Annotated in this window: 26 protein-coding genes; 10 read left to right on the top strand and 16 right to left on the bottom strand. The window is 64.2% G+C overall.

Annotated elements, in window-relative coordinates; all coding sequences use genetic code 11:
- On the bottom strand, positions 1-408 hold a 408-nt coding region (locus tag ACEWPM_RS16170; RefSeq protein ID WP_420768029.1), incomplete at its 3' end, for a helix-turn-helix domain-containing protein.
- 198 nt (positions 409-606) lie between these two features.
- Here ACEWPM_RS16170 and ACEWPM_RS16165 point away from each other — a divergent pair.
- Genes ACEWPM_RS16165 through ACEWPM_RS16155 form a run of 3 tightly spaced genes read left to right on the top strand, consistent with a single transcriptional unit; the run spans position 607 to position 3310 of the window.
- The gene (locus ACEWPM_RS16165) at positions 607-2265 is read left to right on the top strand and encodes a Y-family DNA polymerase (RefSeq protein ID WP_393963182.1); all 1659 of its coding nucleotides are present in this window, start codon (positions 607-609) and stop codon (positions 2263-2265) included.
- Positions 2266-2314: 49 nt separating this feature from the next.
- Positions 2315-2653, top strand: coding sequence for a DUF2794 domain-containing protein (locus ACEWPM_RS16160; RefSeq protein WP_393933822.1), 339 nt, complete (start codon positions 2315-2317; stop codon positions 2651-2653).
- Between the two features lie 18 nt (positions 2654-2671).
- Positions 2672-3310 carry a LysE family translocator gene (locus ACEWPM_RS16155; RefSeq protein ID WP_393963181.1) on the top strand — a complete coding sequence of 213 codons (639 nt, stop codon included), beginning with the start codon at positions 2672-2674 and terminating at the stop codon, positions 3308-3310.
- On the opposite strand, the gene hemC is transcribed toward ACEWPM_RS16155, so the two are convergent.
- Positions 3311-4258: a hydroxymethylbilane synthase gene (gene hemC / locus ACEWPM_RS16150; RefSeq protein ID WP_393963180.1), complete on the bottom strand. Its 948-nt coding sequence runs from the start codon at positions 4256-4258 to the stop codon at positions 3311-3313.
- A 102-nt stretch (positions 4259-4360) separates the two neighbouring features.
- Here hemC and hemE point away from each other — a divergent pair, with 102 nt between their 5' ends.
- Positions 4361-5416, top strand: a complete 1056-nt coding sequence (hemE, locus tag ACEWPM_RS16145; RefSeq protein ID WP_393963179.1) for a uroporphyrinogen decarboxylase — start codon at positions 4361-4363, stop codon at positions 5414-5416.
- On the opposite strand, the gene ACEWPM_RS16140 is transcribed toward hemE, so the two are convergent.
- Positions 5417-5719, bottom strand: coding sequence for an HNH endonuclease (locus ACEWPM_RS16140; RefSeq protein ID WP_393963188.1), 303 nt, complete (start codon positions 5717-5719; stop codon positions 5417-5419). It abuts the gene before it with no gap.
- Between the two features lie 62 nt (positions 5720-5781).
- On the opposite strand from ACEWPM_RS16140, the gene ACEWPM_RS16135 reads away from it, so the two are divergent.
- Complete coding sequence (locus ACEWPM_RS16135; protein ID WP_393963178.1) at positions 5782-6969, top strand: TIGR03862 family flavoprotein; 1188 nt, start codon at positions 5782-5784, stop codon at positions 6967-6969.
- 24 nt (positions 6970-6993) lie between these two features.
- Here ACEWPM_RS16135 and ACEWPM_RS16130 read toward each other — a convergent pair whose 3' ends face one another.
- Together ACEWPM_RS16130 and ACEWPM_RS16125 are read right to left on the bottom strand one after the other, a co-directional pair.
- Positions 6994-8526, bottom strand: a complete 1533-nt coding sequence (locus ACEWPM_RS16130) for a cryptochrome/photolyase family protein (protein ID WP_393963177.1) — start codon at positions 8524-8526, stop codon at positions 6994-6996.
- Positions 8520-9188, bottom strand: a complete 669-nt coding sequence (locus tag ACEWPM_RS16125) for an SDR family NAD(P)-dependent oxidoreductase (protein ID WP_393963176.1) — start codon at positions 9186-9188, stop codon at positions 8520-8522. The genes ACEWPM_RS16130 and ACEWPM_RS16125 overlap by 7 nt, the downstream gene beginning before the upstream one ends.
- Positions 9189-9453: 265 nt before the next feature.
- On the opposite strand from ACEWPM_RS16125, the gene ACEWPM_RS16120 reads away from it, so the two are divergent.
- A complete protein-coding gene (locus tag ACEWPM_RS16120; RefSeq protein ID WP_393963175.1) occupies positions 9454-9810 on the top strand; it encodes a cupin domain-containing protein in 357 nt (118 codons plus the stop codon).
- Positions 9811-9824: 14 nt separating this feature from the next.
- Positions 9825-11390 (top strand): 2-isopropylmalate synthase, encoded by a 1566-nt coding sequence (locus ACEWPM_RS16115; protein ID WP_393963174.1) that lies wholly within the window; start codon positions 9825-9827, stop codon positions 11388-11390.
- 100 nt (positions 11391-11490) lie between these two features.
- On the opposite strand, the gene ACEWPM_RS16110 is transcribed toward ACEWPM_RS16115, so the two are convergent.
- Positions 11491-13371, bottom strand: a complete 1881-nt coding sequence (locus ACEWPM_RS16110; protein WP_393963173.1) for an acyl-CoA synthetase — start codon at positions 13369-13371, stop codon at positions 11491-11493.
- A gap of 162 nt (positions 13372-13533) precedes the next feature.
- Between ACEWPM_RS16110 and ACEWPM_RS16105 the strand changes: the two genes are divergently transcribed.
- Positions 13534-14556, top strand: coding sequence for a Fe(3+) ABC transporter substrate-binding protein (locus ACEWPM_RS16105; RefSeq protein ID WP_393963172.1), 1023 nt, complete (start codon positions 13534-13536; stop codon positions 14554-14556).
- A gap of 57 nt (positions 14557-14613) precedes the next feature.
- Here ACEWPM_RS16105 and ACEWPM_RS16100 read toward each other — a convergent pair whose 3' ends face one another.
- The 10 genes from ACEWPM_RS16100 to coxB all read right to left on the bottom strand — a co-directional run bounded on the left by ACEWPM_RS16100 (position 14614) and on the right by coxB (position 23739).
- Positions 14614-16041, bottom strand: coding sequence for an FAD-binding oxidoreductase (locus ACEWPM_RS16100; protein ID WP_393963171.1), 1428 nt, complete (start codon positions 16039-16041; stop codon positions 14614-14616).
- A 51-nt stretch (positions 16042-16092) separates the two neighbouring features.
- On the bottom strand, positions 16093-16680 hold the full coding sequence (locus ACEWPM_RS16095) for a GNAT family N-acetyltransferase (protein ID WP_393963187.1): 588 nt from the start codon (positions 16678-16680) through the stop codon (positions 16093-16095).
- Positions 16680-17942, bottom strand: a complete 1263-nt coding sequence (locus ACEWPM_RS16090; RefSeq protein WP_393963170.1) for a M16 family metallopeptidase — start codon at positions 17940-17942, stop codon at positions 16680-16682. The genes ACEWPM_RS16095 and ACEWPM_RS16090 overlap by 1 nt, the downstream gene beginning before the upstream one ends.
- Positions 17939-19327 (bottom strand): threonine synthase, encoded by a 1389-nt coding sequence (gene thrC, locus ACEWPM_RS16085; RefSeq protein WP_393963169.1) that lies wholly within the window; start codon positions 19325-19327, stop codon positions 17939-17941. The genes ACEWPM_RS16090 and thrC overlap by 4 nt, the downstream gene beginning before the upstream one ends.
- A gap of 3 nt (positions 19328-19330) precedes the next feature.
- Positions 19331-20014 (bottom strand): SURF1 family protein, encoded by a 684-nt coding sequence (locus tag ACEWPM_RS16080; RefSeq protein ID WP_393963168.1) that lies wholly within the window; start codon positions 20012-20014, stop codon positions 19331-19333.
- 105 nt (positions 20015-20119) lie between these two features.
- Positions 20120-20932 carry a cytochrome c oxidase subunit 3 gene (locus ACEWPM_RS16075; RefSeq protein ID WP_393933786.1) on the bottom strand — a complete coding sequence of 271 codons (813 nt, stop codon included), beginning with the start codon at positions 20930-20932 and terminating at the stop codon, positions 20120-20122.
- Positions 20933-21005: 73 nt separating this feature from the next.
- On the bottom strand, positions 21006-21605 hold the full coding sequence (locus ACEWPM_RS16070) for a cytochrome c oxidase assembly protein (RefSeq protein WP_393963167.1): 600 nt from the start codon (positions 21603-21605) through the stop codon (positions 21006-21008).
- Positions 21595-21771 carry a hypothetical protein gene (locus tag ACEWPM_RS16065; RefSeq protein WP_393963166.1) on the bottom strand — a complete coding sequence of 59 codons (177 nt, stop codon included), beginning with the start codon at positions 21769-21771 and terminating at the stop codon, positions 21595-21597. The genes ACEWPM_RS16070 and ACEWPM_RS16065 overlap by 11 nt, the downstream gene beginning before the upstream one ends.
- Positions 21771-22751, bottom strand: a complete 981-nt coding sequence (cyoE, locus tag ACEWPM_RS16060) for a heme o synthase (RefSeq protein WP_393963165.1) — start codon at positions 22749-22751, stop codon at positions 21771-21773. The genes ACEWPM_RS16065 and cyoE overlap by 1 nt, the downstream gene beginning before the upstream one ends.
- A 112-nt stretch (positions 22752-22863) precedes the next feature.
- Entirely contained in the window at positions 22864-23739 is an 876-nt protein-coding gene (gene coxB / locus ACEWPM_RS16055; protein ID WP_393963164.1) for a cytochrome c oxidase subunit II, read from the bottom strand.
- A 287-nt stretch (positions 23740-24026) separates the two neighbouring features.
- Between coxB and tldD the strand changes: the two genes are divergently transcribed.
- Positions 24027-25448 carry a metalloprotease TldD gene (gene tldD, locus ACEWPM_RS16050; RefSeq protein WP_393963163.1) on the top strand — a complete coding sequence of 474 codons (1422 nt, stop codon included), beginning with the start codon at positions 24027-24029 and terminating at the stop codon, positions 25446-25448.
- Positions 25449-25621: 173 nt separating this feature from the next.
- Positions 25622-26767 carry a DNA-processing protein DprA gene (dprA, locus tag ACEWPM_RS16045; protein ID WP_393963162.1) on the top strand — a complete coding sequence of 382 codons (1146 nt, stop codon included), beginning with the start codon at positions 25622-25624 and terminating at the stop codon, positions 26765-26767.
- The last annotated feature ends 22 nt before the right edge of the window (positions 26768-26789 follow it).

The raw sequence follows: 26789 nt of genomic DNA, 5'->3' as shown, positions 1-26789 counted from the left end.
CGGTTCGGTGGGCTCCAGATCACGCAACCGCGACAAACCCGCCCGCCGGAGCACCCTGCTGACAGTCGCGGGTGAAACACCGGTCTTCGCCGCGATATGAGCTCCGGTCAGCCGGGTCCCGGCGCAATGCGACGATCCGACCGGCAACATCGCCGGCGTCGGGTTGCGCAGAGAACGCGGGCGCGACGTCCGGTCCTTCACCCCATCGAGACCGTTCTGCTCAAACCGGTGCCACCACTTCGCGGCGGTCCTGGCCGAAACGCCGCACGCCAGCGCCGCTCCGGAAAAGTGATGCCGTGCCCGATCAGCCGAACAAGGCGATCTCGACCCAAAGGCGTTAGTCTGGCATTCTGATGTTCGTTCATTCGATCCCTCCGAACGGCATTGGTGCTTGGTAACTCCAACCAACTCGCAAGGGATCGAACGGACAACCTGTTGAAAGCTTACAGCTAGAGAGTTACGGCAAATCGGGCGCGCGCCTGTCCCGTCGGGCAGGCTGACGCGAGCTCGGAGGACTTTGTCCTTAGCTCCAAGCGAAAGCGAGCGACTCGACTCTGGTTTGCGCGAACGGTAATTGTAGGAACAAATAATGAACAATTTGCCGCCATGCCCGCCCGCCGAATCCTCTCAGTCTGGTTTCCCCGCCTCGGGGCCGACCGCCTGCTGCGCCGTCTCGGTGATCTGCATGGCGCACCTTTCGCTGTGTTGGAGGAGACCGGGCAGATGCAGGTCATCAGCGCCCTTTGCCCGCTGGGATCGGCGGCGGGGCTGCGCGTGGGCCAGCCTGCGCGCGACGCGCATGCGATGTGCGCCGGGTTGATCACGCGGGCGCAGAACCCTCACGCCGAGGCGGCGTTCCTGAATGCGCTGACCCGATGGGCCGGGCGGTATAGCCCCTGGGTGGCCGCGCAGCCGCCCGATGCGCTCATGCTGGACGTGACGGGCTGCACGCATCTGTTCGGCGGCGAGCCGGCGCTGATCGACACGGTGCTTCAGGATGCCGCCGATCTGGGTGTGCACGCGGAATGCGGGCTGGCCGACACGCCCGGCGCGGCCTGGGCGCTGGCGCGATATGCCGGGCGCGGCGTGGTGCATGACCGCTCGGGCGACGCGATTGATCAGGAGGCGCGCGCAACCCGGTCCCGCGCGGCCAAGCGACGCCATTGGGAGCGGGGCGGCACCGCGCCCGGCACGCAGACCCAAGGCAGCGCCCCGCGCGTCGCCGCCCCCGGCATGGCGCGGCAGGCGCTGGCGCCCCTGCCCGTCACCGCGCTGCGCCTCGATGGCGATACCGCCGCGGCCCTTGCGCGCCTCGGCCTCAGACGCATTGGCGACCTCATCGGCCAGCCGCGCGGCCCGCTAGCGCGGCGCTTTGGTAAGGGGCTGCTGATGCGCATGGACCAGGCCCTGGGCGCGGTGCCCGAGCCTGTCTCGCCCCATGCCGCGCCGCCCCGCTTTGCCACGCGGCTCAGCCTGCCCGACCCCATCGGGCTGCGCGAGGATGTCGAGGCCGCGCTGGAGCGTCTCATCCCGCGCCTGTGCGATCTCTTGCGCGCCAAGGGGCAAGGCGCGCGCGCCATCCGGCTGGAAGCCTATCGCTCGGACGGGACCGCCGGCTGGGTGCAGATCGGCCTCGCGCGCCCCGCCGATCAGCCCGAGCGGATCACCCCCCTGCTAGCGATGAAGCTCGATGATCTGGACGCGGGCTATGGCATCGACATCCTGCGGCTGGAGGCGACGCAGGTCGAGCCGATTTATGCCACCCGCGCCGCCGGGCATCTGGATGCTAGCCGCGCCGCGCGAGAAAGGGCGGGCCGCGATACCGCGCTCGAAGACCTGATCGGGCGCATCGGCGCGCGTGTCGGCCTCGATCTGATCACGCGGCGGCATCCGGCCAGCAGCCACATCCCCGAAAAATGCAGTACAGTGCAGCCCGCCGCCTGGTCCGAAGCCGCCCCCGCCGGTGCATGGCCCATGCCCCCCGGACCGCGCCCCCTGCTCCTCTGGCGCCCCGAGCTGGTGAGCGCTCCGGACGTGCCCCGTCCGCCTGCGGAATTTCGCTGGCGCGGTCAGGATCACGCGCTGACAAGCGCAACGGGTCCCGAGCGCATCGCGCCCGAATGGTGGCTGGACGATCCCGAATGGCGAAGCGGCGTGCGCGATTACTGGCAGGTGGTCACCGCGGGGGGCGCGCGGCTGTGGCTCTTTTACGCGCATGGCGCGGCGCTGAGTTCGGGCTGGTTCTGTCAGGGGCAATTCGCGTGATCGGGGCTTAAGGCTTGATCTGGCGCGATTTCAGCGCAACTCTGACGCTATGAGCTACCAATCGCCCTCTCCGACATTCGCCGCGCCCGATCAAGTCGCCTTTCATCGCACCGAGTTGGGCGTGATCCTGTCGCTTTATGGGCGCATGGTGGCAGCAGGCGAATGGCGCGATTACGGCATTTCCAGCCTGCGGGATGTGGCGGTCTTCTCGGTCTTTCGGCGCACGGCCGAGCATCCGCTCTACCGTATCGAAAAACGCCCCAAACTGCGCGGCAAACAAGGGCAATATGCCGTCATCGGCATGGACGGCCAGATCCTGAAACGTGGCGCGGACCTGCGCCAAGTGCTACGGGTATTGGAGCGCAAGCTGATCCGCGCGGTGGAATAGCCCGGAAAGGGTAAGTCGATGAGTGTTGAGACCTACCTGCTCTACCTCGCTGCCGTCGCCGTCTTTTTCGTGACGCCGCCCGACACCAGCCAGCTTCTGATTGTCTCGAACGCCATCCGGCACGGGCTGCGCCGCAGTCTCTGGACCTTGGCCGGAGACCTCTCGGCCAACACAATCCAGATGACCGCCGCCGCCTTCGGCCTTGCCGCGATCATCGCCACCTCGGCCACCACCTTTGCCTGGATCAAGTGGCTGGGTGTCGCGTATCTGGCGTGGATCGGACTGCAACTGATCCTGTCGAAGGGCGGCGCAGAGGAGACGAGACCTGCGCAGAACGGCGCCGCACGCCTTTACCGCCAAGGCTTCCTCACCTCGATGGCCAACCCCTTTGCCGTCGTGTTCTTCGGCGCGCTTTTCCCGCAATTCATCGACCCTGCCGCGCCGGTCATGCCGCAGCTGGCAATCCTCGGCGCGACCTATCTGGTGGTCGACGGCGCGATCCTGATGCTCTGGGGCTGGCTGGGCGCGCGGGCGGCGGGCGTGCTGCGGGGCGCGCGCTTTGGTTTCGTGAACAAGTTTTGCGGTGCGCTGATGCTGGCGGGCGCGGCGCTTCTGGCGCTCAAGGACATGCGGCCCGATATGGAACCGCAGCGCTGATCACTGTCGCCAGTCGAAAAACCCCGGCCCGGCCTCGCGCAACATATCCTCGGCCATCGCGCGGCCCAGATCGGCGCCATCCGCGATGGGCGCGCTGCGGGCATCCTTGATGCTTTGTGATCCATCCGGGCGCAGGACCTCGCCGCGCAAGTGCAGCGTATCGCCCTCCAGTTCGGCCAGCCCGGCAATCGGTGTCTCGCAGGAGCCGTCGAGAGCGGCCAGAAACGCACGCTCGGCGGCAAGGCGCTGGCCGGTTTCAACATCGTGGATCGCGCTCAGCATTTCCGCTGCGCGGCTGTCATCCGCGCGCCGTTCGATCCCGATGGCACCCTGCGCGATGGCGGGCAGCATCACGGACGGGTCCAGCGCGCTTTGCGCCACATCCGTGCGCTCCAGCCGGTTCAGCCCCGCCATGGCAAGGAAGGTGCAGGCGGCGACGCCATCCTCAAGCTTTTTCAGACGAGTCTGAACGTTGCCCCGAAACTCGACCACTTCAAGATGCGGATAGGCCACCAGCACCTGCGCGCGGCGGCGCAGCGAAGAGGTGCCCACCTTGGATCCTTCGGGCAGGTCGGCCAGCGTCGCATAGCCGGGCGAGACGAACCCGTCGCGCACATCCTCGCGCGGCAGGTAGGTATCCAGCAGCAGTCCCTCGGGCTGCAGCGTCGGCATGTCCTTCATCGAATGGACCGCGATATCGATCTCACCGGACAGCAGCGCCTCTTCGATCTCGCGGGTAAAAAGGCCCTTGCCGCCGATCTCTTTCAGCGGTCGGTCGATGATGCGGTCGCCCGTCGTCTTGATCACGACCACCTCGAACGCCTCAAACGGCAGATCGAACGCGGCAGCAAGGCGCGCGCGGGTCTCGTTGGCTTGCGCAAGGGCAAGCGGCGAGCCGCGCGTGCCCAGTTTCATCGGGGCCATCGGTGTGGGCATTTGCAATGTCATGGGGGCGGTTTAATTGTGCACGGGGCGCAGGGCAAGAGAGCGCATGCTTGACATTGCCGCGCCCGGCGGCGACCACCCAAGGCGCATAGAGAAGGACGCATCATGGCCAACCCCACCCCGGACAAGACGATACTGCGTGCCCTTGCGGGCGAGACGCTGCCCACCCCGCCCATCTGGATGATGCGCCAGGCGGGCCGCTACCTGCCCGAATACAAGGCGACGCGGGCCGAGGCCGGGGATTTCCTGTCGCTCTGCTACAACCCGGATCTGGCCACCGAGGTGACGCTGCAACCGATCCGCCGCTATGGCTTTGACGCGGCGATCCTATTTGCCGACATCCTCTTGGTGCCGCAGGCCTTGGGCGCGGATCTGTGGTTTGTCACCGGCGAGGGCCCGCGCCTGTCGACCATCACCGGCGAGGCGGAACTGGCGCAGCTGCGCCCGGTGGAGGACATTCACGAGACGCTGTCGCCCATCTATCAGACGGTGCGCAACCTCGCCTCGGCCCTGCCGAAGGAGACGACGCTGATCGGCTTTGCCGGCGCGCCCTGGACCGTGGCCACCTACATGATCGCGGGCAAGGGCACGCCAGATCAGGGCCCGGCGCATGAGCTGAAGGGCACGCATCCGGCGGTCTTCGACGCCCTGATCGAGCGGATCACGGCGGCGACGATCGAATACCTCTCGGCCCAGATCGACGCGGGTGCAGAAGTCGTCAAGATATTCGACAGCTGGGCCGGGTCGCTGAAAGGCCCCGATTTCGACCGCTACGCGCTGGAGCCCACGAAGCAGATCATCGCGGAGCTGAAAAAGCGTCATCCCGGCATCCCGATCATCGCCTTTCCCCGCCAAGCCGGCGATAAATACATCGGCTTTCACGCCGCGACCGGCGCCGATTGCGTGGCGGTGGACGATTCGGTCAGCGCCGAATGGGTGGCCAAGCATGTGCAGCCGGACGGCTGCGTGCAGGGCAATCTCGCGTCGCGCCACATGGTCACCGGCGGCGACGATCTGGTGCGCGAGACGAAGCATATCGTCGAAGCGCTGCGGAATGGCCCGCATATCTTCAACCTCGGGCATGGCATCACGCCCGATGCGGACCCGGCGAATGTGCAGCTGATGATCGACACGGTCAGAGAGACGGGGCGCAGCGCCTGATCACTTGCGCCCCCGCAGTTTCTTGGGCGTTTTCGAGTGAAACGTCGGCGGGCGTTTGCGCACCCATGCGATGAACCTGGCCAACCGCGGATGCGCGCGCAGCGCCTCGGGCGTGTTATACACGCGCGCCAGATCAGCTTCGCTGAGGGTCGCGTGGATCTCGTTATGGCAAATCTGGTGAACCAGCACGACAGGCCCGCCCTTGCCGCCCTTCAGCTTGGGCGTAAGGTGATGCAGGCTCTGTTTGGCGTCCGGCGGGATCGGGCGTTGGCAGATCGGGCATATGGGGGCGGCGTCGTCTATCGCTGGCTCCTTTTGCGGCTACGGTCCAAGAGAGTGGCGCAGCGCCGCGCGGAGGCAAGAGGATGATGGCTGAAAACATACCCGATGCGCTGGTTATAGGTGCTGGCCCCGCCGGTCTGATGGCCGCCGAGGTGCTGGCTAGCGCGGGCCATTCGGTGATCGTGGCCGAGGCCAAGCCATCCCCTGCCCGCAAATTCCTGATGGCCGGGAAATCCGGGCTGAACCTGACGAAAGCCGAGGGGACGGAGGCGTTCCTGGCCGCTTATGGCTCAGGCACCGGACCCCTTGGCGATGTCTTGCGCGCCTTCGGACCCGAGGACGTCCAGGACTGGGCGCGCGAACTGGGTCAGCCGCTTTTCACCGGCACCACCGGGCGCGTCTTTCCCGAGGCGATGAAAGCATCACCTCTACTGCGCGCCTGGCTCGCGAGGCTCGACGGGCTGGGCGTGCGGATCATGCGGCGCTGGCGTTGGCAGGGCTGGGATGGGGATGCGGTGCTGATGGACACGCCCGAGGGGATGCAGCGCCTGGCGCCCCGCGCGACGGTTCTGGCGTGCGGCGGGGCCAGTTGGGCGCGGCTGGGATCGGACGGCGCCTGGGCCGCGCAACTGCTGGATAAGGTGGTGCCGTTTCAACCCGCAAATATGGGGTTCGCGGTCGATTGGTCGGCTCATATGGAGCGCCATATGGGTCATCCGGTCAAAGGCATCGCGCTGCGGGCCGGCAACATGACCTCGCGCGGAGAGATTGTGATCAGCCACGCGGGTATCGAGGGCGGCGGTATCTACGAGGTGTCGCGTACGGTGCGAGAAGGCGCGCCGTTGACGCTGGATTTGATGCCTGATCTGACGCTGGAGGAGATCCGCCAGCGCCTCTCCCGCAAGCGCAGCAAGGAAAGCAAGGCGAACCATCTGCGAAAGGTACTCAAATGGACGCCGGAAAAGCAGGCTCTTTTGATGGAGTTCGCACGGCCCCTGCCCGACGATCTGGCGCCGGTGATCAAGGCCCTGCCGGTCAAGCATAAAGGCCCGCTTCCGATGGATCAGGCGATTTCGACGGCGGGCGGCCTGCGGCTCGATGCGCTGGATGCGGGCCTCATGCTGAGGGACCGGCCCGGCACCTTCGCGGCGGGCGAGATGCTGGATTGGGAGGCGCCGACGGGCGGCTACCTGATCACCGCCTGCCTTGCCACGGGGCGCCATGCGGGGCAGAGCGCAGCGGCGTGGATCGAACAAACGTCGGAGCGGTAGCCGGACTGGTATCGCTTCAGGGGCTCACACCACTTCGCCCGCATCCATCCGCTCCAGAAACGCCTCGGCGGTCTTCAGCACATCGCTACGCTTCTCGGCATCCATCTTGTCCCATGTGCGAAAGACCATGCCCATGCGGTGATTGCCCTCGAAACGCTGGCGATGCCGATCCAGAAACTGCCAGTAGAGCGTGTTGAATGGGCAGGATCCCTCGCCGGTCTTCTGCTTGACCGAATAGGCGCAGCCATCGCAGTAATCCGACATCTTGTTTATGTAGTTGCCGGAGCTGACGTAAGGCTTGGACGCGATGATACCGCCGTCGGCCCACTGGCTCATCCCGATGACGTTGGGCGCCTCCACCCATTCGTAAGCGTCAATATAAACCGACAGATACCATTCATGCACTTCCTCGGGCGCGATCCCGGCCAGAAGCGCAAAATTGCCCGTCACCATCAGGCGCTGGATATGATGCGCGTAGCCCTGATCGCGCGTCTGACCGATCGCATCCGCCATGCAGGCCATTTTCGTCTCGCCGCCCCAATACACCCACGGCAGCTTGCGACCGTGCCGCAGAATGTTGCGCGACGTGTAGTCCGGACCCTCGCGGAAATAGATGCCGCGCATGTATTCGCGCCAGCCGATGATCTGGCGGATATACCCCTCGGCGGCATTGATCGGCGCATCGCCATCCTTCCATGCTTTCTCGACCCGCTGGCACACTTCCAAGGGCCCAAGCAGCCCGAGATTGATGTAGGGCGAAAGGAGTGAGTGATTGAGGAAAGGCTCGCCCGTCAGCATCGCGTCCTGATAATCGCCGAACTCCTCGAGTAGGTATTTAACGAAATGGTCGAGTGCGCGCAGCGCCTCTCCGCGAGTCACGGCAAAGTTGAAGGGACGCAGCGTGCCGAAATTGTTGTCAAAGCGCCGCTCGACAAGGGTCAGCACGTTCTCGGTGATCTCATCGGGCGTGAACGACATGGGCGCGCTGCGCAGCATGTCGGGTTGCGCCGGTTTGCGGTTGTCGTGGTCGAAATTCCACTTGCCGCCAGCCGGCTCTCCGTGCTGCATCATGAGGCCAGTCTTGCGCCGCATCTCGCGGTAGAAATACTCCATCCGCAATTCCTTGCGACCCTCAGCCCAGTCGTCGAACTCCTTCGGCGAGGCAATGAAGCGGTCATCGGCCAAGGTAGTCAAATCAAGCGGCATGTCGTCCAGCGCCTCAATCAGGCGCCACTCGCCGGGCCGAGTCGCGATGACCTCGCTTGCGCCATGCGCATCGGCGCGGCGCAGAAGCTCGCCGGGGATCGAGCCGGTATTATCCTCGTCGTCGAGCTTGGAATACTCCACGGTCCAACCAGTATCGCGAAGCGCGTCCGCAAAGTGGCGCATCGCCGAGAGAACGAGCGCGATCTTCTTGGGATGGTGCGGGACGTAACCCGTCTCCTCCGTCACTTCGGCCATCACGACCACATCACGGGATTTGTCAGCCTCACGCAGCGCCGGCAGCCCGTCACTCAGCTGATCGCCCAGAACAAGAACGAGGCGCGGCGCTACCACTCGACCCGCTCGCCCTGCCAGTCGAAGAAGAGGCCGGTATCTTCGGGGCCCAGCCCTTCGAGAACCGACAGAAGGTTATGCGCGGCCTCGCTCGGCGGGGTCGTCTTGTGACGGCCCGCATATTTGGCGGTGAAGTCGGTGGCCACTGTGCCGGGATGCAGCGCGACGCAAATCGCCTCGCGATGCGTGCGTTTCAACTCGATCGCGGCGCCGTGGATCATCTGGTTCAGCGCGGCCTTGGAGGTGCGGTAGGAGTACCAGCCGCCGATCTGGTTATCACCGATTGACCCGACGCGCGCCGACAGCGCGGCAAAGCAGGACGGCCCCTTGCGCGGCAACATCGGCAGCGCGTGCTTCATCACCAGCGAGGGCCCGATGCAATTGACCGCGAATTGATCCGCCATCGCCTTGGCGCTGACATCCTTCAGCGCCTTTTCCGGCTCGGCGCCGTCGATTTCCAGCGCGCCGGTGGCAACGAAAATCAGTTGAAACTCGCCCTCGGCCTTCTTCATGCACTCGGCAACGCTCGCCTCGTCGGTCACGTCGAGGCCATCGTCGCTGCGCGAGATCGTGGTCACGTCACTTCCGTTTTCGTTTAGCCGCGCGGTAATCGCGCCGCCGATACCGCCCGAGGCGCCGATGATGAGGGATCTATGTGTCATGGCAGGAATGGTAGAGGCCGCGCCCGCGCCTTCAACGGCGCACATGTAAAAAACCGCCTTTTCATCGCGGCGCGCTGAGGTTAACCTGATACTCATGACGATGACGCAGCATATCACGTCCTTCGCACATGGCCCCTGCCATGCGCTGGTTGCTGCGCGCCTGCTGCTAAGCCGCCTCTGAGCGTGCCGGTCCGGCGCGAGCGCTCAGGGGATGTGCCATAGCGCGCCGGAAAATCACCCGGATTAGCATCAGGATCAAACGACCATGCACAAGATTAACCTTGCCGCCAAGCTGGCGCAAATTGACACCCATTGGGATCCCAAGGTGGTGGCCAGATACAATGGCAACGACGTGATGGTCGTCAAATTCGCTGGCGAATTCCCCTATCACAGCCATGCAGAGACGGATGATTTCTTTCTCGTCCTCGCTGGCGAAGTGGTGATGGATTGCGAGGGCGCGGACAGCGTGACCTTCGGGGCCGGAGAATTGCTGATCGTGCCTGCGGGAACGGTCCACCGGCCGCGCGCCAAGGCCGAGGCGCACGTCCTGCTGATCGAGCCCAAGGGTGAGCCCAACACCGGAACCAGCGGCGCGCCTGCAGCCGCCAAAGACCACATTTGAGACGGAACAGAACCATGACAGATAGCACCAAAGACCGCGTCTATATCTTCGACACCACGCTGCGCGACGGCGAGCAAAGCCCTGGCGCAACCATGACCCATGCCGAGAAGCTGGAGATCGCGCAGCTCTTGGATGAGATGGGCGTCGACATCATCGAGGCGGGATTTCCCATCGCCTCCGAAGGTGATTTCCGCGCCGTCAGCGAGATTGCCAAGCAGAGCCAGAACGCCGTCATCTGCGGGCTGGCGCGGGCGAACCTCAAGGACATCGACCGCTGCTGGGAGGCGGTGAAGCACGCGCGCCAGCCGCGCATACACACTTTCATCGGCACGTCGCCCCTGCACCGCGCCATCCCGAACCTGACGCAGGACGAAATGGCCGAGCGCATCCACGAGACGGTCACACATGCGCGCAACCTCTGCGACAACGTGCAGTGGTCGCCGATGGATGCGACCCGCACCGAATGGGATTATCTGCGCCGCGTCGTCGAAATCGCGATCAAGGCGGGCGCGACCACGGTCAATATCCCCGATACCGTTGGCTACACCGCCCCCGTCGAATCCGCCGACCTGATCCGCCGCCTCATCGCCGAAGTGCCGGGCGCGGATGAGATCATCTTTGCTACGCATTGCCACAACGATCTGGGCATGGCGACGGCCAACAGCCTTGCCGCCGTCGAAGGCGGCGCGCGGCAGATCGAATGCACGATCAACGGCCTGGGCGAGCGGGCCGGAAACACCGCGCTGGAAGAGGTGGTGATGGCGATGAAGGTGCGCGGCGACATCATGCCCTATCAGACCGGCATCGACACGACGAAGATCATGAACATCTCGCGCCGCGTCGCCACGGTCAGCGGCTTTGCCGTGCAGTTCAACAAGGCGATCGTGGGCAAGAACGCCTTCGCGCATGAGAGCGGCATCCATCAGGACGGCATGCTGAAAAACGCCGAGACGTTCGAGATCATGCGCCCTGCCGATGTGGGCCTGGCCGAGACGAATATCGTCATGGGCAAGCATTCGGGCCGCGCCGCGCTGCGCTCGAAGCTCAAGGATCTGGGCTATGAATTGGCCGAGAACCAGCTTAACGATGTGTTCGTGCGGTTCAAGGAGCTCGCCGATCGCAAGAAGGAGGTCTATGACGAAGACCTGATCGCGCTGGCCACGACCGATGCCGCCGAGGATGAAAACCGGCTTGTCATCAAGTCCCTGCGCGTCGTCTGCGGCACCGAAGGGCCGCAAAGCGCGGAGCTGACCATGGAGATCGATGGCGTCCCGCATAGCACCGAAGCCACCGGCGACGGCCCGGTCGATGCCTGCTTCAACGCGGTCAAGAACCTTTTCCCGCATGAAGCGCGCCTGCAACTCTACCAGGTGCATGCCGTGACCGAAGGCACCGACGCGCAGGCAACCGTATCCGTGCGCATGGAAGAAGGCGGGCGCATCGTGACCGGGCAATCGGCGGATACCGACACCGTCGTCGCCTCGGCCAAGGCCTATGTCCACGCGCTGAGCCGCCTGATCGTGCGGCGCGAAAAGGCGGGCAAGGACACGCCCGAGGTCAGCTACAAGGATATCGGCTGATCCTCGAAAAGCCGGCGCCGGATCTTCCGGCGCCGACGCGAGCAGTTCGCTCAAGGTTTTTTTTAGCGAAAAATCTCGGTAGGATTTTCGCTGAAAATCGTTAATCCTTTTCGGCCCATTCCCAAGGCCGGGTGAAGTTGCCCAGCGTGGTGGCGACGCGTTCGTCGCTGCCATCGCCGGTGATCTGCGCTACAAGGCCGCGTTTCTTGTCATCGACAACCTGTGCGACGCGCGCGTCACTGCCCGCTTCGCGCAAGGCGGCGTCATAGATGCGCGCAATGGCGCGCTTGCGCAGATCCGGCTTGAAAACCTTGCCGACGGCCGTCTTGGGCAACTCGTCCAGTATCTCGATATGTTTTGGAACTGCGGCCCGCTCGCGCACGCGCTGCCGGCAGTGCTCCAGCAACTCCTCGGTCGTGGCATTACCCCCTTCCACCAGTTCCACATAGGCACAAGGCAGTTCGCCCGCATGGGCATCGGGCTGACCGATCGCGCCCGCGCCGGCGACATCAGGATGCCCCATCAGCGCCTCTTCGATATCGGCGGGGTCGATATTGTGGCCGCCGCGAATGATGAGATCCTTGGCGCGGCCCGTGATCCACAGATAGCCATCCGGATCGATCCGGCCCAGATCGCCGGTGCGTAGGTGCTCACCATGGAAAAGATCGCGATTGCGCGCGGGATCGGTATAGGTGTTGCCCACATAGACGCCCGGATTACTGACGCAGATTTCACCAACCTCATCGGGTCCGCAAGTCAACGGGCCGTCATCCGTCGCGTGGATGATACGCACGTCCGTATGCGGAAAAGGGATACCGACCGAGCCGACCTTCTTTTCCCCCGCAGGCGGATTGCAAGACACGAGGCAGGTCGCCTCGGTCAGTCCATAGCCCTCGATCACGGTCATGCCTGTCGCGCTCTCGAACCGCTTGAAGAGCTCGAGCGGCATGGGCGCGCTGCCGGAAAAGGCGTTCTTGACCCGGCTGATATCCGCATCCACCTTACGCTGCATCAGCGCCGCAACGGCAGTCGGCACCGTGATGACAAAGGTCACACCCCAGCGCTCGCAGAGCTTCCAGAAATTGCCGATCACCCCCTCACCACGATAGCCCGCAGGGGTGGGCAGGATCACATGGGCGCCGGATTTCAGCGCCGACATCAGCACGACGTGGCACGCAAAGACATGAAAGAGCGGCAGCGGACACATCAGCACGTCCATCTGGTCAAAGAGCAGGCGATGGCCGAGCCAGCCGTTGTAGATCATTCCGTCATATCGATGCTGCGCCATCTTCGGCATGCCGGTGGTGCCGCCGGTATGAAAATACGCCGCGACGCGATCCTTCCCGGTCTCCTCGAAGGTCAGCGCCTTGGGCTGGCGGGCAATCTCGCTGGCGTAGCTCAGCACATCAGCGCGGTGGGTGCCGGTGTCGCGCGGGCGCAGGAACGGGACCAACCAGCTTTTTGGCGGACGCAGGTAGCGGTTCAGATCCACCTCCAGAACCGTGCCGACCTTGGGCGCATGGCGTACGGCCTCGGCCAGCTTGGCACTGATATCGGTCTTGGGAAACGCCTTGAGCGTGACGACGACGCGCGCACGTGTCTCGCGCAAGAGGGCGGCGATCTGTTCCGGCTCCAGAAGCGGATTGATGGGCGCAACGATGCCCGCGATCATCGCGCCCAGCGTTGCTGCCGCAGTCTCGAGGCAGTTTGGCAGGACCAGCGCGACCGCATCACCCTCGCGCACGCCAAGGCTGCGGAACAGATTCGCTGCGCGGCAAACCTCTGCGTGGAACTCCGCCCATGTAAGGGTCCGCGCCGGATCGCGCGGCCCTGCAGTCAGCTGGTAACTGATGGCCGGCCGCTGCGGATGCGCGCGCATCGTTTCGGCCAGCATCGCATGGATGGTCGCAGGCCGCTCACGCGCCTCCCACGGCATTTCGTTCTGGATGTCCAGCGCGTCCTGGCGCACAGCAAATGTCATTGCGGTCTCCCTAGAGATGAACGTCCTTGCGATCTGACCGGCAGAATGAGGACGAATTGCCGCTGGTGCAAGCCGGACTGCGTGGCGATCCCCTCTTGACTCTTTTTGTCAGAATAGAGAGAGATAGTTTACCAAAACCGTCGGATAAGAAGGACCATCCGTATGCTACGTACAATCGCCTCGCGCCTTGCCGCCGCCACGTCACTGATCGCCCTTGCAGGCACAGCGATGGCCGCCGAGGTCAATGTCTATTCCTCGCGCCATTACGACAGTGACGACGCGCTCTACGAGGAGTTCACCAAGCAGACGGGCATCACCGTCAACCGCATCGAGGGCAAGGCCGACGAGCTTATCGCGCGCCTCGAGGCCGAAGGCGACAACAGCCCGGCGGATGTCTTTATCACCGTTGATGCAGGCCGCATGTCGCGCGCCGAAGAAGCCGGCATCCTGCAGCCCTACGCATCGGACGCCATCGACGCCGCCGTGCCGGAGCATCTGCGCCACCCGGACGATCTGTGGTTCGGCGTCAGCCAGCGTGCGCGCATCATTTTCTACGCCAAGGACCGTGTCGAAAACCCGCCGCAAACCTATGAGGCGCTGGCCGATCCCGAATACAAGGGGCAGGTCTGCATCCGGTCCTCGTCCAACGTCTACAACCAGTCGCTGCTGGCCTCGATCATCGAGACGGATGGAGCGGAGGCGGCCAAGGAATGGGCCTCGGGCGTGGTCGAGAACATGGCGCGCGCGCCTCAGGGCGGCGACACGGACCAGTTGCGCGGCATCGTTTCGGGCGAGTGCGATATCGCGGTCGCCAACCATTACTACTTCTTGCGCGGGTATCAGGAAGACGTCGAAGGGCTGTCCTCCGGCATCGACAACATCGGCTGGGTCTGGCCCAATCAGGACGGGCGCGGCGCGCATGTGAACCTGACTGCCGCCGCCATCGCCAAATCCGCACCGAACCCCGAAGAGGCCAAGGCGCTGCTGGAATTCCTGACCAGCGATTTCGCGCAGCAGCATTTCGCCAACCAGAACAACGAGTATCCGGCGGTCGAGAGCGTTCCCTCGAACGAGGTGACCGAACGTCTGGGCGAATTCAAGGCCGATAGCACCACACCAACATCGGCCTTCTCGGCCAATGCCAAGGAAGCGCAGGCGATCTTCAACGAGGTGAACTGGCAATAAGCCAAGGCCATTGCAGGAAACATGAAAGCGAGCCTCCGGGCTCGCTTTTTTCTTGCTTTATAAATCCTGAGACGGCGTTTTAGCGCGCAGCACCGCGCCGGGATTCATAATGCCCTGCGGGTCGAGCGCGGCCTTGATCTGGCGCATCGCTGCCAGTTTAACCGGATCGCCATAGCGCTCCAGATCGTCGACCTTCAGCCGCCCAATCCCGTGCTCGGCGCTCACCGATCCGCCCATTGCATGAACCAGATCATGCACCGCCCGTTTGATCGCATCGCGCTGATCCTCGTGATCTGCGCGGCCACGACCGGGCATCGGGAAGACGTTGTAATGCAGGTTTCCGTCGCCCAGATGGCCAAAGCAGTTGATGCGAAACGCGCCGATCCGAGCCAACGCATCCGGTGCAACCGCCACGAACTCCGCGATCGCACCCAATGGCAGCGATACGTCATGCGAGCTGACGGCGCCGATATGGCGGTTGGCCTCCGGGACCGACTCGCGCATATTCCAGAATTCATGTCGCTGCCCCTCGGATTGCGCGATCAGCCCATCGCTGACCAGCCCCGCTTCCAGCGCGTCGCCAAACAGCGCCTCCAGCGCCTCCGCCGGGTCCAGACCGCGCGCCAGTCCGACATCGATCAGCACGAACCATTCGGGTGGCTCGGCCCATGGCTGCCGGACCTGCGGCATCGTTTCGGCGAGGAAATTCAGGCATTGCTGGTGCATCAGCTCGAACGCGCTGACGCCCTCGCCCATGTGATCGCGCGCCATCGCCAGCAGTTTCAGCGCGGCGGCGGGGCTTTCCACCACCATCAGCGCGGTGCCCTCGCCCGCCGGGCGCGGCGCCAGTTTCAACACCGCCGCGGTGATCAGGCCCAGCGTGCCTTCGGAGCCGATCAGAAGGTTTCGCAGATCGTAGCCGGTATTGTCCTTTCGCAGCCGCTTTAGCCCGTGCCAGACCTCGCCTGACGGCAACACCGCCTCAAGGCTGAGGCAGAGATCCCGCGCATTGCCGTAGCGCAGCACGTTGACGCCCCCCGCATTGGTCGCCAGCAGCCCGCCGATCCGTGCACTGCCCTTGGCCGCGATGCTGAGCGGAAAGAGGCGATCCACCTCTGCGGCAGCGTCATGGACATCCGACAGGATCGCGCCCGCCTCGACGATCATCACGTTCTCATCCGGGTAAACCTCGCGGACCTTTGTCATCCGTTCGAGGCTGATCAGCAGCGGCGCGGCCCCGCCCTGCGCCACCTGCCCCCCGACAAGGCCCGTCCCACCGCCATAGGGGATCACCGGCACGCCCGCCTTGCTCGCCAGGCGGATTGCGGTAGCGGCCTCCTCGGCTGTCGCCGGTGCCACAACAGCGCAGGCATGACCGTCCCAGCGCCCGCGCGGTTCGGCCAGGTAATGCGGGGCGATCTCGCGTAGCGCGGCGGCGGGCAGTTCTGAGGTCAGGCGGGCGATGAATGAGGCTGTATCTGTCATGCGCCAGACCCTAGCGCCGCCCGGCGGCGGCGCAAGCAGCAATAACCCGCGTTAAAGCCCCGCGTCACTGCGACCGCGCCGGTCATGGCGCAGCGCGGCATATAGCACATGGGTGCGCCAGCGTCCGGCGATCTGTAGATAGCTTTGCGCGACGCCCTCATATTTGAAGCCGCATTTTTCCAGCAGCCCGCGCGACGCGGCGTTGGAGGGCAGGCAGGCGGCCTCGATCCGACTGAGGTCCAGCCGGTCGAACGCATAATGTACCATCGCCGGAATCGCCTCACGCATGTAACCCTGCCGCGCATAGGCCTCGCCGATCCAATAGCCCAGCGTACCCGACTGGCTGGGACCGCGCCGGATATTGTCGAGGGTAATCGCACCCAGAAGGCGCTCGTCGCTGCGCCGGATCAGGAAAAGCGGCAGCGCCGTGCCACCCGTGATGCTGCGCTGCGCCCAGTAAACGCGGTTTGTGAACCCCTTGCGCGAAAGGTGGTCAGCGGCCCAGGTCGGCTCCCACGGGGTGAGGAAATCGGAGCTGACCTTGCGCAGGTGCGACCAGTCGCGAAAATCGGTCATCACCGGCTGGCGCAGGCTCATCCGCTCGGTCTCGATCCGAACCTTGCGCCGCGTCAGAAGCATCACGCAGCGCGCCGGTTTTGCAGGGCCTCCAGCGATGGCGCATCCTCGACCGGACCGTAGAGCGCCAGCGCGGCGGGCGCACGCGCGGCTGTCTGTTCAGCGATGGCACGCACGTCTTGCAACGTCACGGCATCGATCTTTTCGACAACTTCCTCGACGGCGGGCACGCGGCCCCAGATCTGGATCATGCGCGCAAGGCGCTCAGCCCGGTTCGAGGGGCTCTCAAGCCCCATGAGCAGGCCCGCCTTCATCTGCGCACGGGCGCGTTCGATCTCGTCGGGGCGCATGTCATCGGCCGCGCGCTTCATCTCGTCTATGGTGATCTCGGCCAGCCCGGCCATCGAATCGCCCGAGGTGCCGGCGTAGATCGTCATCATGCCCGTATCGGCATAGGCGCCCGCCTGCGCGTAGATCGTGTAGCAAAGACCGCGCTTTTCCCGAATTTCCTGAAAGAGCCTTGAGGACATACTGCCCCCGAGGGCAGTTGAATAGATTTGCGCCGCGTGGATGGCCGGATCGCCGTAATCAGGGCTCTCGAAGGCCAGCGCCATATGCGCCTGCTCCAGCAGCTTGACCGTCCGGCTCTCGCCGCCGCGGAACTGAGCGCGGGGCGCGACCTGCACCTCTTTGGCTTTCATGTCGCCGAACATCGCCTCGGCGGCCTTGACCAGCGCGTCGTGATCGACGGCGCCCGCAGCCGACAGCACCATCTGGCCCGGATTGTAATGCTGATCGACAAAGCCGGTCAGATCCTCGCGGCTGAACCGCGCGACACCCTCGTGCTGGCCCAGAATGGCGCGACCAAGCGGATGGTCCGGGTATGCCTTTTCCTGCAGCCAGTCGAAGATGATGTCATCCGGCGTATCGAGGGCTTGACCGATCTCCTGCAGGATCACGCCGCGCTCGGTCTCGATCTCGGACACATCGAAGACCGAGTTGCGCAAGATATCCCCCACCACGTCCAGCGCGAGGGGCACATCCTCTTTCAGAACGCGCGCGTAATAGGCGGTGACTTCGCGGCTGGTATAGGCGTTGATGTAGCCGCCCACATCTTCAATCGCCTCGGCGATCTGCAGCGCGTTGCGGCGTCCGGTGCCCTTGAAGGCCATGTGTTCAAGGAAATGGGCGATGCCGTTCTGCTGTGGCAACTCGTTGCGCGCCCCGGCCAGCACCCAGACGCCGATGGCCGCAGATTGCAGCCCCGGCATATTCTCGGTCACGATGCGAAAGCCGTTGGAAAGTGTGGTGAGATTGACGCTCAATGCGCGGTCCGTTCTTTTATGAGTGTTTCGATGGCGCCGAGGTCATTGGGCACCTCGGTAATCCGTTCCTCACGGTCATAAAGGTCCGCCATATGCGAGGGCAAGGGGGGGTGCTGACCGCTTGCCTCCTCGACCGCCGCGGGGAACTTGGCGGGATGCGCGGTGGCCAGCGTGATCATGGGCACGCCGGGCTTCAGGTGCTCTTCGGCCACGTGCACGCCGATGGCGCTGTGTGGGCAGAGCAATTCGCCGGTCGTCTCCCATGTCCGCTTGATCGCGGCGCGCGTCTGATCCTCGTCGCAGCGGCCCGAATCGAACGTCTCGCGCAGCGCCTCAAGCGCGCCCTGACTGACGGTGAACCCGCCGGCCTTCAGCTCCTCCATTAGCTGAGCGGTGGCGTTTGCGTCGCGGCCATACGCCTCGAACAGCGCGCGCTCGAAATTTGAGGACACCTGAATGTCCATCGACGGGCTGATCGAGGGGATGACGCCGTCGGGAGTGTAGGCACCTTCCGTCAGGCAGCGATGCAGGATGTCGTTCTGATTGGTCGCCACCACCAGCCGGTCGATGGGCAGGCCCATCCGCTTGGCGATGTAGCCGGCAAAGATGTCGCCGAAATTGCCCGTGGGGACGGTAAAGCTGACCTTGCGATGCGGTGCGCCAAGGCTGACGGCAGAGGTGAAGTAATAGACCACCTGCGCCAGAACACGCGCCCAGTTGATCGAGTTGACGCCCGCAAGGCTGACGGCATCGCGGAACTCGAAATCGTTGAACATATCCTTCACGCGGGCTTGGCAATCGTCGAAATGCCCCTCCATCGCGAGCGCATGCACATTGGCCTCGGAAGGCGTGCTCATCTGGCGGCGCTGCACTTCACTGACCCGGCCATGCGGGTAGAGGATGAAGACATCGACCGCCTCCAGCCCCCGGAACGCGTCGATCGCCGCCGAGCCGGTATCGCCGCTGGTGGCCCCCACGATGCAGACGCGGCGGCCATGGCGCGTCAGCGAGGCCTCGAAGAGCTGACCGATCAGCTGCATCGCGAAATCCTTGAACGCGAGCGTGGGGCCGTGGAAGAGCTCCAGGAGGTGATGGCCCGGCGCCAGCTGCACCAGAGGCGCCCGCGCGGCATGGGCAAAGCCCGCATAGGCGCGCGCGATGATGCCGCGAAACTCGGTATCGGTGAAGGCATCGCCGATGAAGGGGTGCATCACGCGAAACGCCGTTTCTTCATAGCTGAGGCCTGCCAGCCCGGCGATATCCGCGTGCGACATCTGCGGGATCGTCTCAGGCAGGTAGAGCCCGCCGTCGCGCGCAAGGCCCGTCAGCATCGCTTCTTCGAAGCTCAGGATCGGGGCCTGTCCCCGCGTGGATACGTATTTCATGGCCTAGCCTTCTGTCTCGCCCCGGCGCGTCAGGCGCCAGATCAGATACCCCGTCATCATCAGCCAGATCGCAGCCAAGGAAAACCAGGTGATCGCATATTGCAGGTGATTGTTCGAAATCGCGGCGGTGTCCACCGGCAATGCGGTGATCTCGCCCCCTGGCCCGGCTTCCTGTCTGCGCACGACAAGCAGTATGGGCTCGGTTCCCAGTGCCTTGGCCATGGCGGGCACGTCGCGGGCAAACCAGATGCCGCGGTCCTCATCCGGCGCGGGGGTGTAGCTATCTATTTCCTCGGGCCAGTGCAAATTGCCGACAAGACGCGCCCTGCCCCCCTCTCGCGGGGCATCCTTGGCCTCAAGCGGCACCAATCCGCGATCCACCATGATAAGGCGTCCGCCCGTCTCGAAGACCTGGATCAAGCGGTATCCTGCGCCCAGGTCCTTGGCGCCGACCAGCACGTGCAGCTCGGACGGCATCAGCGTGCCCTCCACCGTGATTGGCAGGTACTTGTCCGCCTCGGGATCAGGCTGGGCCGGCAAGTCGGTGGGCGCGGCGGCGAGGCGGGCGTCAATGGTGGCCAGGATGCCCTCTTTCCAAGCCAGCCTTTGCACCTGCCAGGTACCGAGACCAATGAGAATGCCCGCCCCGACCAGACCGATCAACAATGGCACCAGCAGCCGCCGCATGAAACTTTCCCTTACCAAGCGAAAAATGCGGAAGGCTCACCCCCCGCATTTCAGCCTTGCTTTCGATGGCCCCCCGAGCACGCGTCCGGGGCGCGGGCCCCTGCCTTACTGGCCCCAGATATAGATCGCCGCGAAGAGGAACAGCCAGACGACATCGACGAAATGCCAGTACCAGGCTGCCGCCTCGAAGCCGACATGGTTGTCGGGGGTGAAGTGGCCCTTGACCGTGCGCAGGTAGCAGATGAACAGGAAGATCGTCCCGATGATCACATGCGCGCCGTGAAAGCCGGTGGCCATGAAGAAGTTCGCGCCATAGATATTGCCCGAGAAACCGAAGGCCGCATGGCTGTACTCATAGGCCTGAAAGAAGGTGAAGAGCACGCCCAGAGCGACGGCCAGAAGCAGGCCCTTTTTCATGTCTTCGCGGTTATTCTCGTGGACCAGCGCATGGTGCGCCCAGGTTGCCGCCGCGCCCGAGCAGAGCAGGATCAGCGTGTTGATCAGCGGCAGGTGCCACGGATCAAACGTCTCGATGCCTGCGGGGGGCCAGACACCATCGATGGCCGGGGAGAACTCGCCCATCGGGTACAGGGCATGCTTGAAGAAGCTCCAGAACCAAGCGGCGAAGAACATCACCTCGGACATGATGAACAGGATGAAGCCGTAGCGCAGGCCGATGCGCACCACGGGCGTGTGATCGCCGACCTGGTTTTCGGCCACCGTTTCGGACCACCAGCCATACATGGTGTAAAGAACGCCGACAAAGCCGACGAGGAACATCCAAGGCTGGTTGTTTTCGACCGAGGGGGACATCCAGAGCACCGCACCAAACAGCATGATGAAGGCCGCGACTGCGCCCAGAAGGGGCCAGACGGACGGGGCCAGGATGTGATAGTCGTGGTTTTTTTCATGTGCCATGTCAGCTTCCCTCGTGGACGGGCTTATCATTGTGCGGCGGCCGGACCCTTGGCCAAGGGCCGGTCCAGCCACATTAGTTCACGGTTCTACCCGTTTCAGCGTCATTCGCAAGTGCGGCTTGCTGCTCGGGCAGGTCGATCTGGTAGAATGTATAGGACAGCGTAATGGTATGTGTGTATTTCGCATCGCGGTCCTCGACGATCTCGGGATCGACAAAGAAGGTCACGGGCATCTCGACACGCTCGCCGGGTTGCAGCACCTGCTCTGTAAAACAGAAGCATTCGATCTTTTCAAAGAACCCGCCAGCCTCGTACGGCGTGACGTTGTAGGACGCCTGCCCCGCGATGGGGTTGTCCGTGGGGTTGTAGGCCTCGTAGAAAGCCAGCCCGGTCTCGCCGATGCGGATCTCCATCTCGCGCTGCATTGGGGTGAATTCCCATGGCATGTCGCGCGACAGGCTGCCGTCAAATCGGACCTTGATCGTCTGGTCCAGAATGGTGTCGGAATCGCCCTGAGCGACACCGGTCACGCCGCCAAAGCCGGTGACGCGGCAGAACCAGTCGTAGAACGGCACCGACGCCCAGGCCAGCGCCCCCATCGTGATCACGACGCTGACTAGTTGAAGCACGGTCTTTCTGGTGCCATTGGGCCTCGTGTTATGCTCATTCGCCATAGCCAACCCCCTTTGCAGTCTCAGGAATAGCAAAATCTTCCTGACCTACCTTGGCAATTGTCAGGCCAAAAACCAATGTGACAAAAGCTGCCAACACCAGGCCCAGCCCCAGATTGCGGCTGAACCGGCGCGTGTGCATCTCGTGATTCTTGCGGAAAAACGCCATCAAAGACTCCAGACGCCAAGGCCGCCCGCCGCGATGACCCCGGTGCTGCGCAGGGTCGCGTCGATCAGGATCGCAACGAAGAGACCAAAGAGGTAGTAGAGCGAGTGTTTGAACACCGTCTTCTCAACCGCATAGTTATCGGCCTTGGCTGCGGACTCGTCCCGGCGCCAGACCCGCCACGCGCCGCGCAGGAAGAGCGCGTTGAGCAGGATGGCAGCGAGCAGATAGGCCGGCCCGCCGATCGACGTGAAGAGCAGTCCGAAGGAAACCGGCGCAAGCAGAAGCGTGTAGACAAGGATATGGTTGCGCGTCACGCGGCGGCCATGGGTCGAGGTCAGCATGGGCACGCCGGCCTCGTCATAGTCGGACTTCATGAACAGCGCGAGCGCCCAAAAATGCGGCGGCGTCCACATGAAGATCAGCGCAAACATCAGCACCGATTCAATGCTGACGGTGCCGGTGGCAGCAGCCCAGCCGATCATGGGGGGGAAGGCCCCCGCGGCGCCGCCGATCACGATGTTCTGCGGCGTCCAGCGCTTGAGCCACATCGAGTAGACCACGACGTAGAAGAAGATGGTGAAGGCCAGCAGCCCCGCCGCGACAAAATTGGTCGCAAGGCCCAGCATGATGACCGAAATGCCCGACAGCGCGATACCAAAGCCGAATGCCTCGCTCTCGGTGACGCGGCCCGCGGGGATAGGACGTTTGCGCGTCCGCTTCATGATGCGGTCGATATCAGCATCCCACCACATGTTCAGCGCGCCCGACGCGCCGCCGCCAATGGCGATAAAAAGGATGGCGGTAAAGCCGACGACGGGATGCACGCCAACCGGCGCCGCCAGAAGGCCAACCAGGGCCGTGAACACCACCAGGGACATGACGCGCGGCTTCAGCAGCGCGAAGAAATCCGAAAACCCGGCGTCCTGCGGCTGTGCGGATCGGGTCTTGGCCGTGCTGGCATCAAAGCTTGCGTCGCTCATGTCGAACTCCGGTTTCGGGCGGCGCGGACGCGAGCCCTGCTGGCTAGGATCAGATTGCATCCGCCCGCCCCGATTGCACGGGACGGGCGAAATGGCGGCCCTTCGGCCCGTATTATTGGGCCGAGGCCACCTTGTAGGCGTCTTGCACCGGCAAGCTGGCATATTGAGCAATCGCTTCTTCCAGCCAGGCGTCATACGCCTCCTGGCTTACGACCTTGACGGTGATCGGCATGTAGGCGTGGTCCTTGCCGCACAGCTCGCTGCACTGGCCGAAATAGACCCCCTCACGCTCGGCCTTGAACCACAGCTGCGCAAGGCGGCCGGGCACGGCGTCCTGTTTCACGCCGAAGGCGGGGATGGTCCAGCTGTGGATCACATCGGCACCGGTGACCTGCATCACGACCGTCTTGCCGACAGGCACGACCACGGCTGTGTCCGTGGCCAGCTTGAACTCGTCGGCGCTGTATCCGGCTTCCTGCAGTTCGGCGATAACCTCGTCATTGAGGATCTTGCCCTCACCGATCATGAAGCTCTCAAAGCCGAAATCATGGTCCGTATACTCATAGCCCCAGTACCACTGATAGCCGGTGACCTTGATGTTGATATCCGCCTCCGGAATCTCTTGCTGCTTGAACAGGACCGGCAGCGAAAAGGCACCGATGAAAACGAGGATCAGGATCGGTACGACGGTCCAGGCGACCTCGACCGGCGAGTTATGGGTGAAGTTGGCCGGGTTCGGGTTGACCCTGCGGTTGTAGCGGATCATCGCGAAGATGATCAGACCCGTGACCAGCAGGGTGATCGCCGTGATGATGACCAGCACCATGCCGTCCAGCCATTGCAGATCGCTTGCCAGTTCGGTCGCGGCGGGCTGGAAACCCATCCCGCCCTGTGTCGGCTTGCCCACGATCTCGAGATTGTCCTGCGCCAGCGCGGGAAGGGCGGAAACTGCCGCTATCGTGGCAAGCAAAGAGGAAATGTATCGCATTAGGGCACCTTGATCGGTTGAAGCGGATATGTCGTTGCGCGGGCGGCACGCCGTCCTGCCGGGGCCCGGCCCCGTTGTATCTGTAGCAGTTAAAAACATATATCTTGCCGTGAGACAAGAATGACGGTTGCGGCAAACGGACGCTTTATTTGATTTAGATCAAAAAACTGCGCGCTCCAATGCCTCAATCGCAAAAGGATGGTCGCCTCTGACGGCGCGGGCATCGAAATATCGGAGATGCGGCGCCATATAGGCTCCAAGACCCCCAGGAAATCAGGACGCAACTTATGACCGGCACCCCCTTTCGCCCTTTTGAGGACAATCTGGACAAGGACGCGGCTCTGGCCCAGCTCGCCCGCGCCACCGAGGGCGCCGACGATGGCGAGATCTTCCTCGAGCGCGCGCGCAGCGAAGCGCTGGTCTTTGACGATGGCCGGATCAAGACGGCCAGTTACGACGCCGGCGAGGGATTCGGCCTGCGCGCCGTGCGCGGCGACGCGGTGGGCTACGCGCATGGCTCGGACATCACGGAGGCGGCTTTGGGCCGCGCGGTGGACACGGCGCGGCTGGCCGTCGGCGATGGCGGCGGCGTGATGGCGGCGCCGCCGCAGGCGACCAACCGCCACCTTTATACGGATGTCGATCCCATCGCCGGCGCCGCCTTTCCGGTCAAGATCGAGACGCTGCGCGAGATCGACGCCTTTGCCCGCGATCTGGATCCGCGCGTCGTTCAGGTCACCGCCGTCATCGCCGCTTCCTGCCAAGAGGTCGAGATCCTGCGCCCCGATGGGACCCATCTGCGCGACGTGCGGCCGATGACACGCGTCAACGTGTCGGTCATCGTCGAGGAGGACGGCCGCCGCGAGCAAGGCACCGCCGGGGGCGGAGGGCGCGTCGGCCTCAAAGGGCTTATTGCGCCTGAAGATTGGCAGGATAAGGCGCGCGAGGCGCTACGCATCGCGCTGGTCAACCTGCGAGCGGTTCCGGCGCCGGCGGGCGTGATGGATGTCGTTCTTGGCCCCGGCTGGCCCGGCATTCTGCTCCACGAGGCGATCGGCCACGGCCTCGAAGGGGATTTCAACCGCAAGGGCGCCTCGGCTTTTGCCGGGCTGATGGGCCAGCGTATCGCCGCCCCCGGCGTGACCGTACTGGACGATGGCACGATTCCGGACCGGCGCGGCAGTATTACGATCGACGACGAAGGCACGCCGTCGCGCCGAAACGTGCTGATCGAGGACGGTATCCTTGTGGGCTATATGCAAGACCGCCAGAACGCCCGCCTCATGGGGGTGGAGCCGACCGGCAACGGCCGCCGCGAGAGTTATGCGCATGTGCCGATGCCGCGCATGACCAACACCTACATGCTGGGCGGCGATGCGGCGCCCGATGATATCGTGGCGGATCTGAAGGACGGGATCTATGCCGTCGGTTTCGGCGGTGGCCAAGTGGACATTACCAACGGCAAGTTCGTCTTTTCCTGCACCGAGGCCTACCGCGTGCAGAACGGCAAGGTGGGCGCGCCGGTCAAGGGCGCGACGCTGATCGGCGACGGAGCGACGGCGCTGCATCAGATACGCGCGCTGGGCAATGACATGGCGCTCGACCCGGGCATGGGCAATTGCGGCAAGGCGGGTCAGTGGGTGCCGGTCGGTGTCGGCCAGCCGACGGTGATGATCGGCGGGCTCACTGTGGGCGGCTCGGGAAGTTGAGTTCTGATATTCGGCCCATGCGCACGCTTAGAGGCCGGTAAGTGAGTATTTTTGCCTAGATGAAGCCATGAGCGCCTTCTTGGGGCGGGCCGCGCGCCGCTAAATCGGCTTTGGTTTACGCGTTGTTAACCACCCGTGCGCTACACCTGATTCTGCAAGCAGGCGAGGCCACGATGTCCGAGGAAACACATCCTTCCACTCACCCCCCACTCCCACCCACCACGGAAGATGATCGGGTATCGTGGCTTCGTCTCTTGCGCTCGCGGCGCGTCGGTGTCGCGACCTTCTATCGGCTATTGGCCGAACATGGGACCGCGCAGGCCGCGCTGAAGGCGCTGCCCGAGGTGGCCCGCGCCGCCGGCATCGACGACTACACCACATGCCCTGAGGGTGTCGTTCTGGCTGAAATGCGGGCCGCGCGGATGGCCGGTGCGCAATTGCTCTTCGTCACCGATCCGCTCTATCCCGACGCTTTGCGCGACATTCCCGATCCGCCGCCAATACTATGGGCGATGGGCGATCTGGGCGCGCTGGCGCGGCCCAAGGTCGCCATGGTCGGCGCACGAAACGCGTCCTCTCTTGGTACGCGGATGGCCCGCGCATTGGCGACGGATCTGTCCAAGGCGGGCTATGTCGTCGTCTCGGGCCTTGCACGCGGCGTCGACACGGCCGCACACGCCGCCACTGTCGAAGGCGGCACGATCGCCGTCATGGCGGGCGGGGTCGATGTGCTCTACCCCGCCGAGAATGCGCAACTGGGCAATGAAATCCTGCGCTGCGGTGCCCGCCTGTCCGAGATGCCTATGGGCACCGTGCCCCAGGCGCGGCATTTCCCCCGCCGCAACCGGATCATCAGCGGCCTTGCGGGTGCCGTCATCGTGGTCGAGGCCGCGGCCAAGTCCGGCTCGCTTATCACGGCGCGTAATGCACTGGATCAGGGGCGCGAAGTGCTCGCCGTGCCGGGCCATCCTTTCGATGCGCGCGCCGCGGGGTGCAACATGCTGATCCGCGATGGCGCGCGCCTGGTGCGCAGTGCGGCCGACGTGATCGAGGCGCTGCCTGCGGTCCTCGCGCCCGCACCGGCCCCGTCGCTTCTGGACATGATGCCGCCCGCAGCGGAAGAAAAGCGCAGCCTGGGCGAGACGGCAGATCTGCACACGCGCATTCTGGATCGGCTCGGCCCCTCCCCTTTGGCCGAGGACCAGTTGATCCGTGACCTGCAGGCGCCCGTGCGCAGCGTTGCCCCTGCGCTGATAGACTTGGAACTGGACGGGCGCATCAGGCGGCAGGCGGGCGGTCTTTTGTCGCTGGCCGACTGACGCCCCGCTGGCCCCAGTGACA

This window comes from Roseovarius maritimus (assembly GCF_043355895.2).
GTDB lineage: Bacteria > Pseudomonadota > Alphaproteobacteria > Rhodobacterales > Rhodobacteraceae > Roseovarius > Roseovarius maritimus.
Note: the sequence above shows the minus strand (reverse complement) of the source record. Positions and strands in the feature narration are given on the sequence as shown.

Bases quoted from the DNA above. Each gene is read 5' to 3' on its own strand.
- ACEWPM_RS16165 (WP_393963182.1), top strand. From the start codon at position 607: ATGCCCGCCCGCCGAATCCTCTCAGTCTGGTTTCCCCGCCTCGGGGCC.
- ACEWPM_RS16160 (WP_393933822.1), top strand. From the start codon at position 2,315: ATGAGCTACCAATCGCCCTCTCCGACATTCGCCGCGCCCGATCAAGTC.
- ACEWPM_RS16155 (WP_393963181.1), top strand. From the start codon at position 2,672: ATGAGTGTTGAGACCTACCTGCTCTACCTCGCTGCCGTCGCCGTCTTT.
- hemC (WP_393963180.1), bottom strand. From the start codon at position 4,258: ATGACATTGCAAATGCCCACACCGATGGCCCCGATGAAACTGGGCACG.
- hemE (WP_393963179.1), top strand. From the start codon at position 4,361: ATGGCCAACCCCACCCCGGACAAGACGATACTGCGTGCCCTTGCGGGC.
- ACEWPM_RS16135 (WP_393963178.1), top strand. From the start codon at position 5,782: ATGATGGCTGAAAACATACCCGATGCGCTGGTTATAGGTGCTGGCCCC.
- ACEWPM_RS16125 (WP_393963176.1), bottom strand. From the start codon at position 9,188: ATGACACATAGATCCCTCATCATCGGCGCCTCGGGCGGTATCGGCGGC.
- ACEWPM_RS16120 (WP_393963175.1), top strand. From the start codon at position 9,454: ATGCACAAGATTAACCTTGCCGCCAAGCTGGCGCAAATTGACACCCAT.
- ACEWPM_RS16115 (WP_393963174.1), top strand. From the start codon at position 9,825: ATGACAGATAGCACCAAAGACCGCGTCTATATCTTCGACACCACGCTG.
- ACEWPM_RS16110 (WP_393963173.1), bottom strand. From the start codon at position 13,371: ATGACATTTGCTGTGCGCCAGGACGCGCTGGACATCCAGAACGAAATG.
- ACEWPM_RS16105 (WP_393963172.1), top strand. From the start codon at position 13,534: ATGCTACGTACAATCGCCTCGCGCCTTGCCGCCGCCACGTCACTGATC.
- ACEWPM_RS16100 (WP_393963171.1), bottom strand. From the start codon at position 16,041: ATGACAGATACAGCCTCATTCATCGCCCGCCTGACCTCAGAACTGCCC.
- ACEWPM_RS16095 (WP_393963187.1), bottom strand. From the start codon at position 16,680: ATGCTTCTGACGCGGCGCAAGGTTCGGATCGAGACCGAGCGGATGAGC.
- thrC (WP_393963169.1), bottom strand. From the start codon at position 19,327: ATGAAATACGTATCCACGCGGGGACAGGCCCCGATCCTGAGCTTCGAA.
- ACEWPM_RS16080 (WP_393963168.1), bottom strand. From the start codon at position 20,014: ATGCGGCGGCTGCTGGTGCCATTGTTGATCGGTCTGGTCGGGGCGGGC.
- ACEWPM_RS16075 (WP_393933786.1), bottom strand. From the start codon at position 20,932: ATGGCACATGAAAAAAACCACGACTATCACATCCTGGCCCCGTCCGTC.
- ACEWPM_RS16070 (WP_393963167.1), bottom strand. From the start codon at position 21,605: ATGGCGAATGAGCATAACACGAGGCCCAATGGCACCAGAAAGACCGTG.
- ACEWPM_RS16065 (WP_393963166.1), bottom strand. From the start codon at position 21,771: ATGGCGTTTTTCCGCAAGAATCACGAGATGCACACGCGCCGGTTCAGC.
- cyoE (WP_393963165.1), bottom strand. From the start codon at position 22,751: ATGAGCGACGCAAGCTTTGATGCCAGCACGGCCAAGACCCGATCCGCA.
- coxB (WP_393963164.1), bottom strand. From the start codon at position 23,739: ATGCGATACATTTCCTCTTTGCTTGCCACGATAGCGGCAGTTTCCGCC.
- tldD (WP_393963163.1), top strand. From the start codon at position 24,027: ATGACCGGCACCCCCTTTCGCCCTTTTGAGGACAATCTGGACAAGGAC.
- dprA (WP_393963162.1), top strand. From the start codon at position 25,622: ATGTCCGAGGAAACACATCCTTCCACTCACCCCCCACTCCCACCCACC.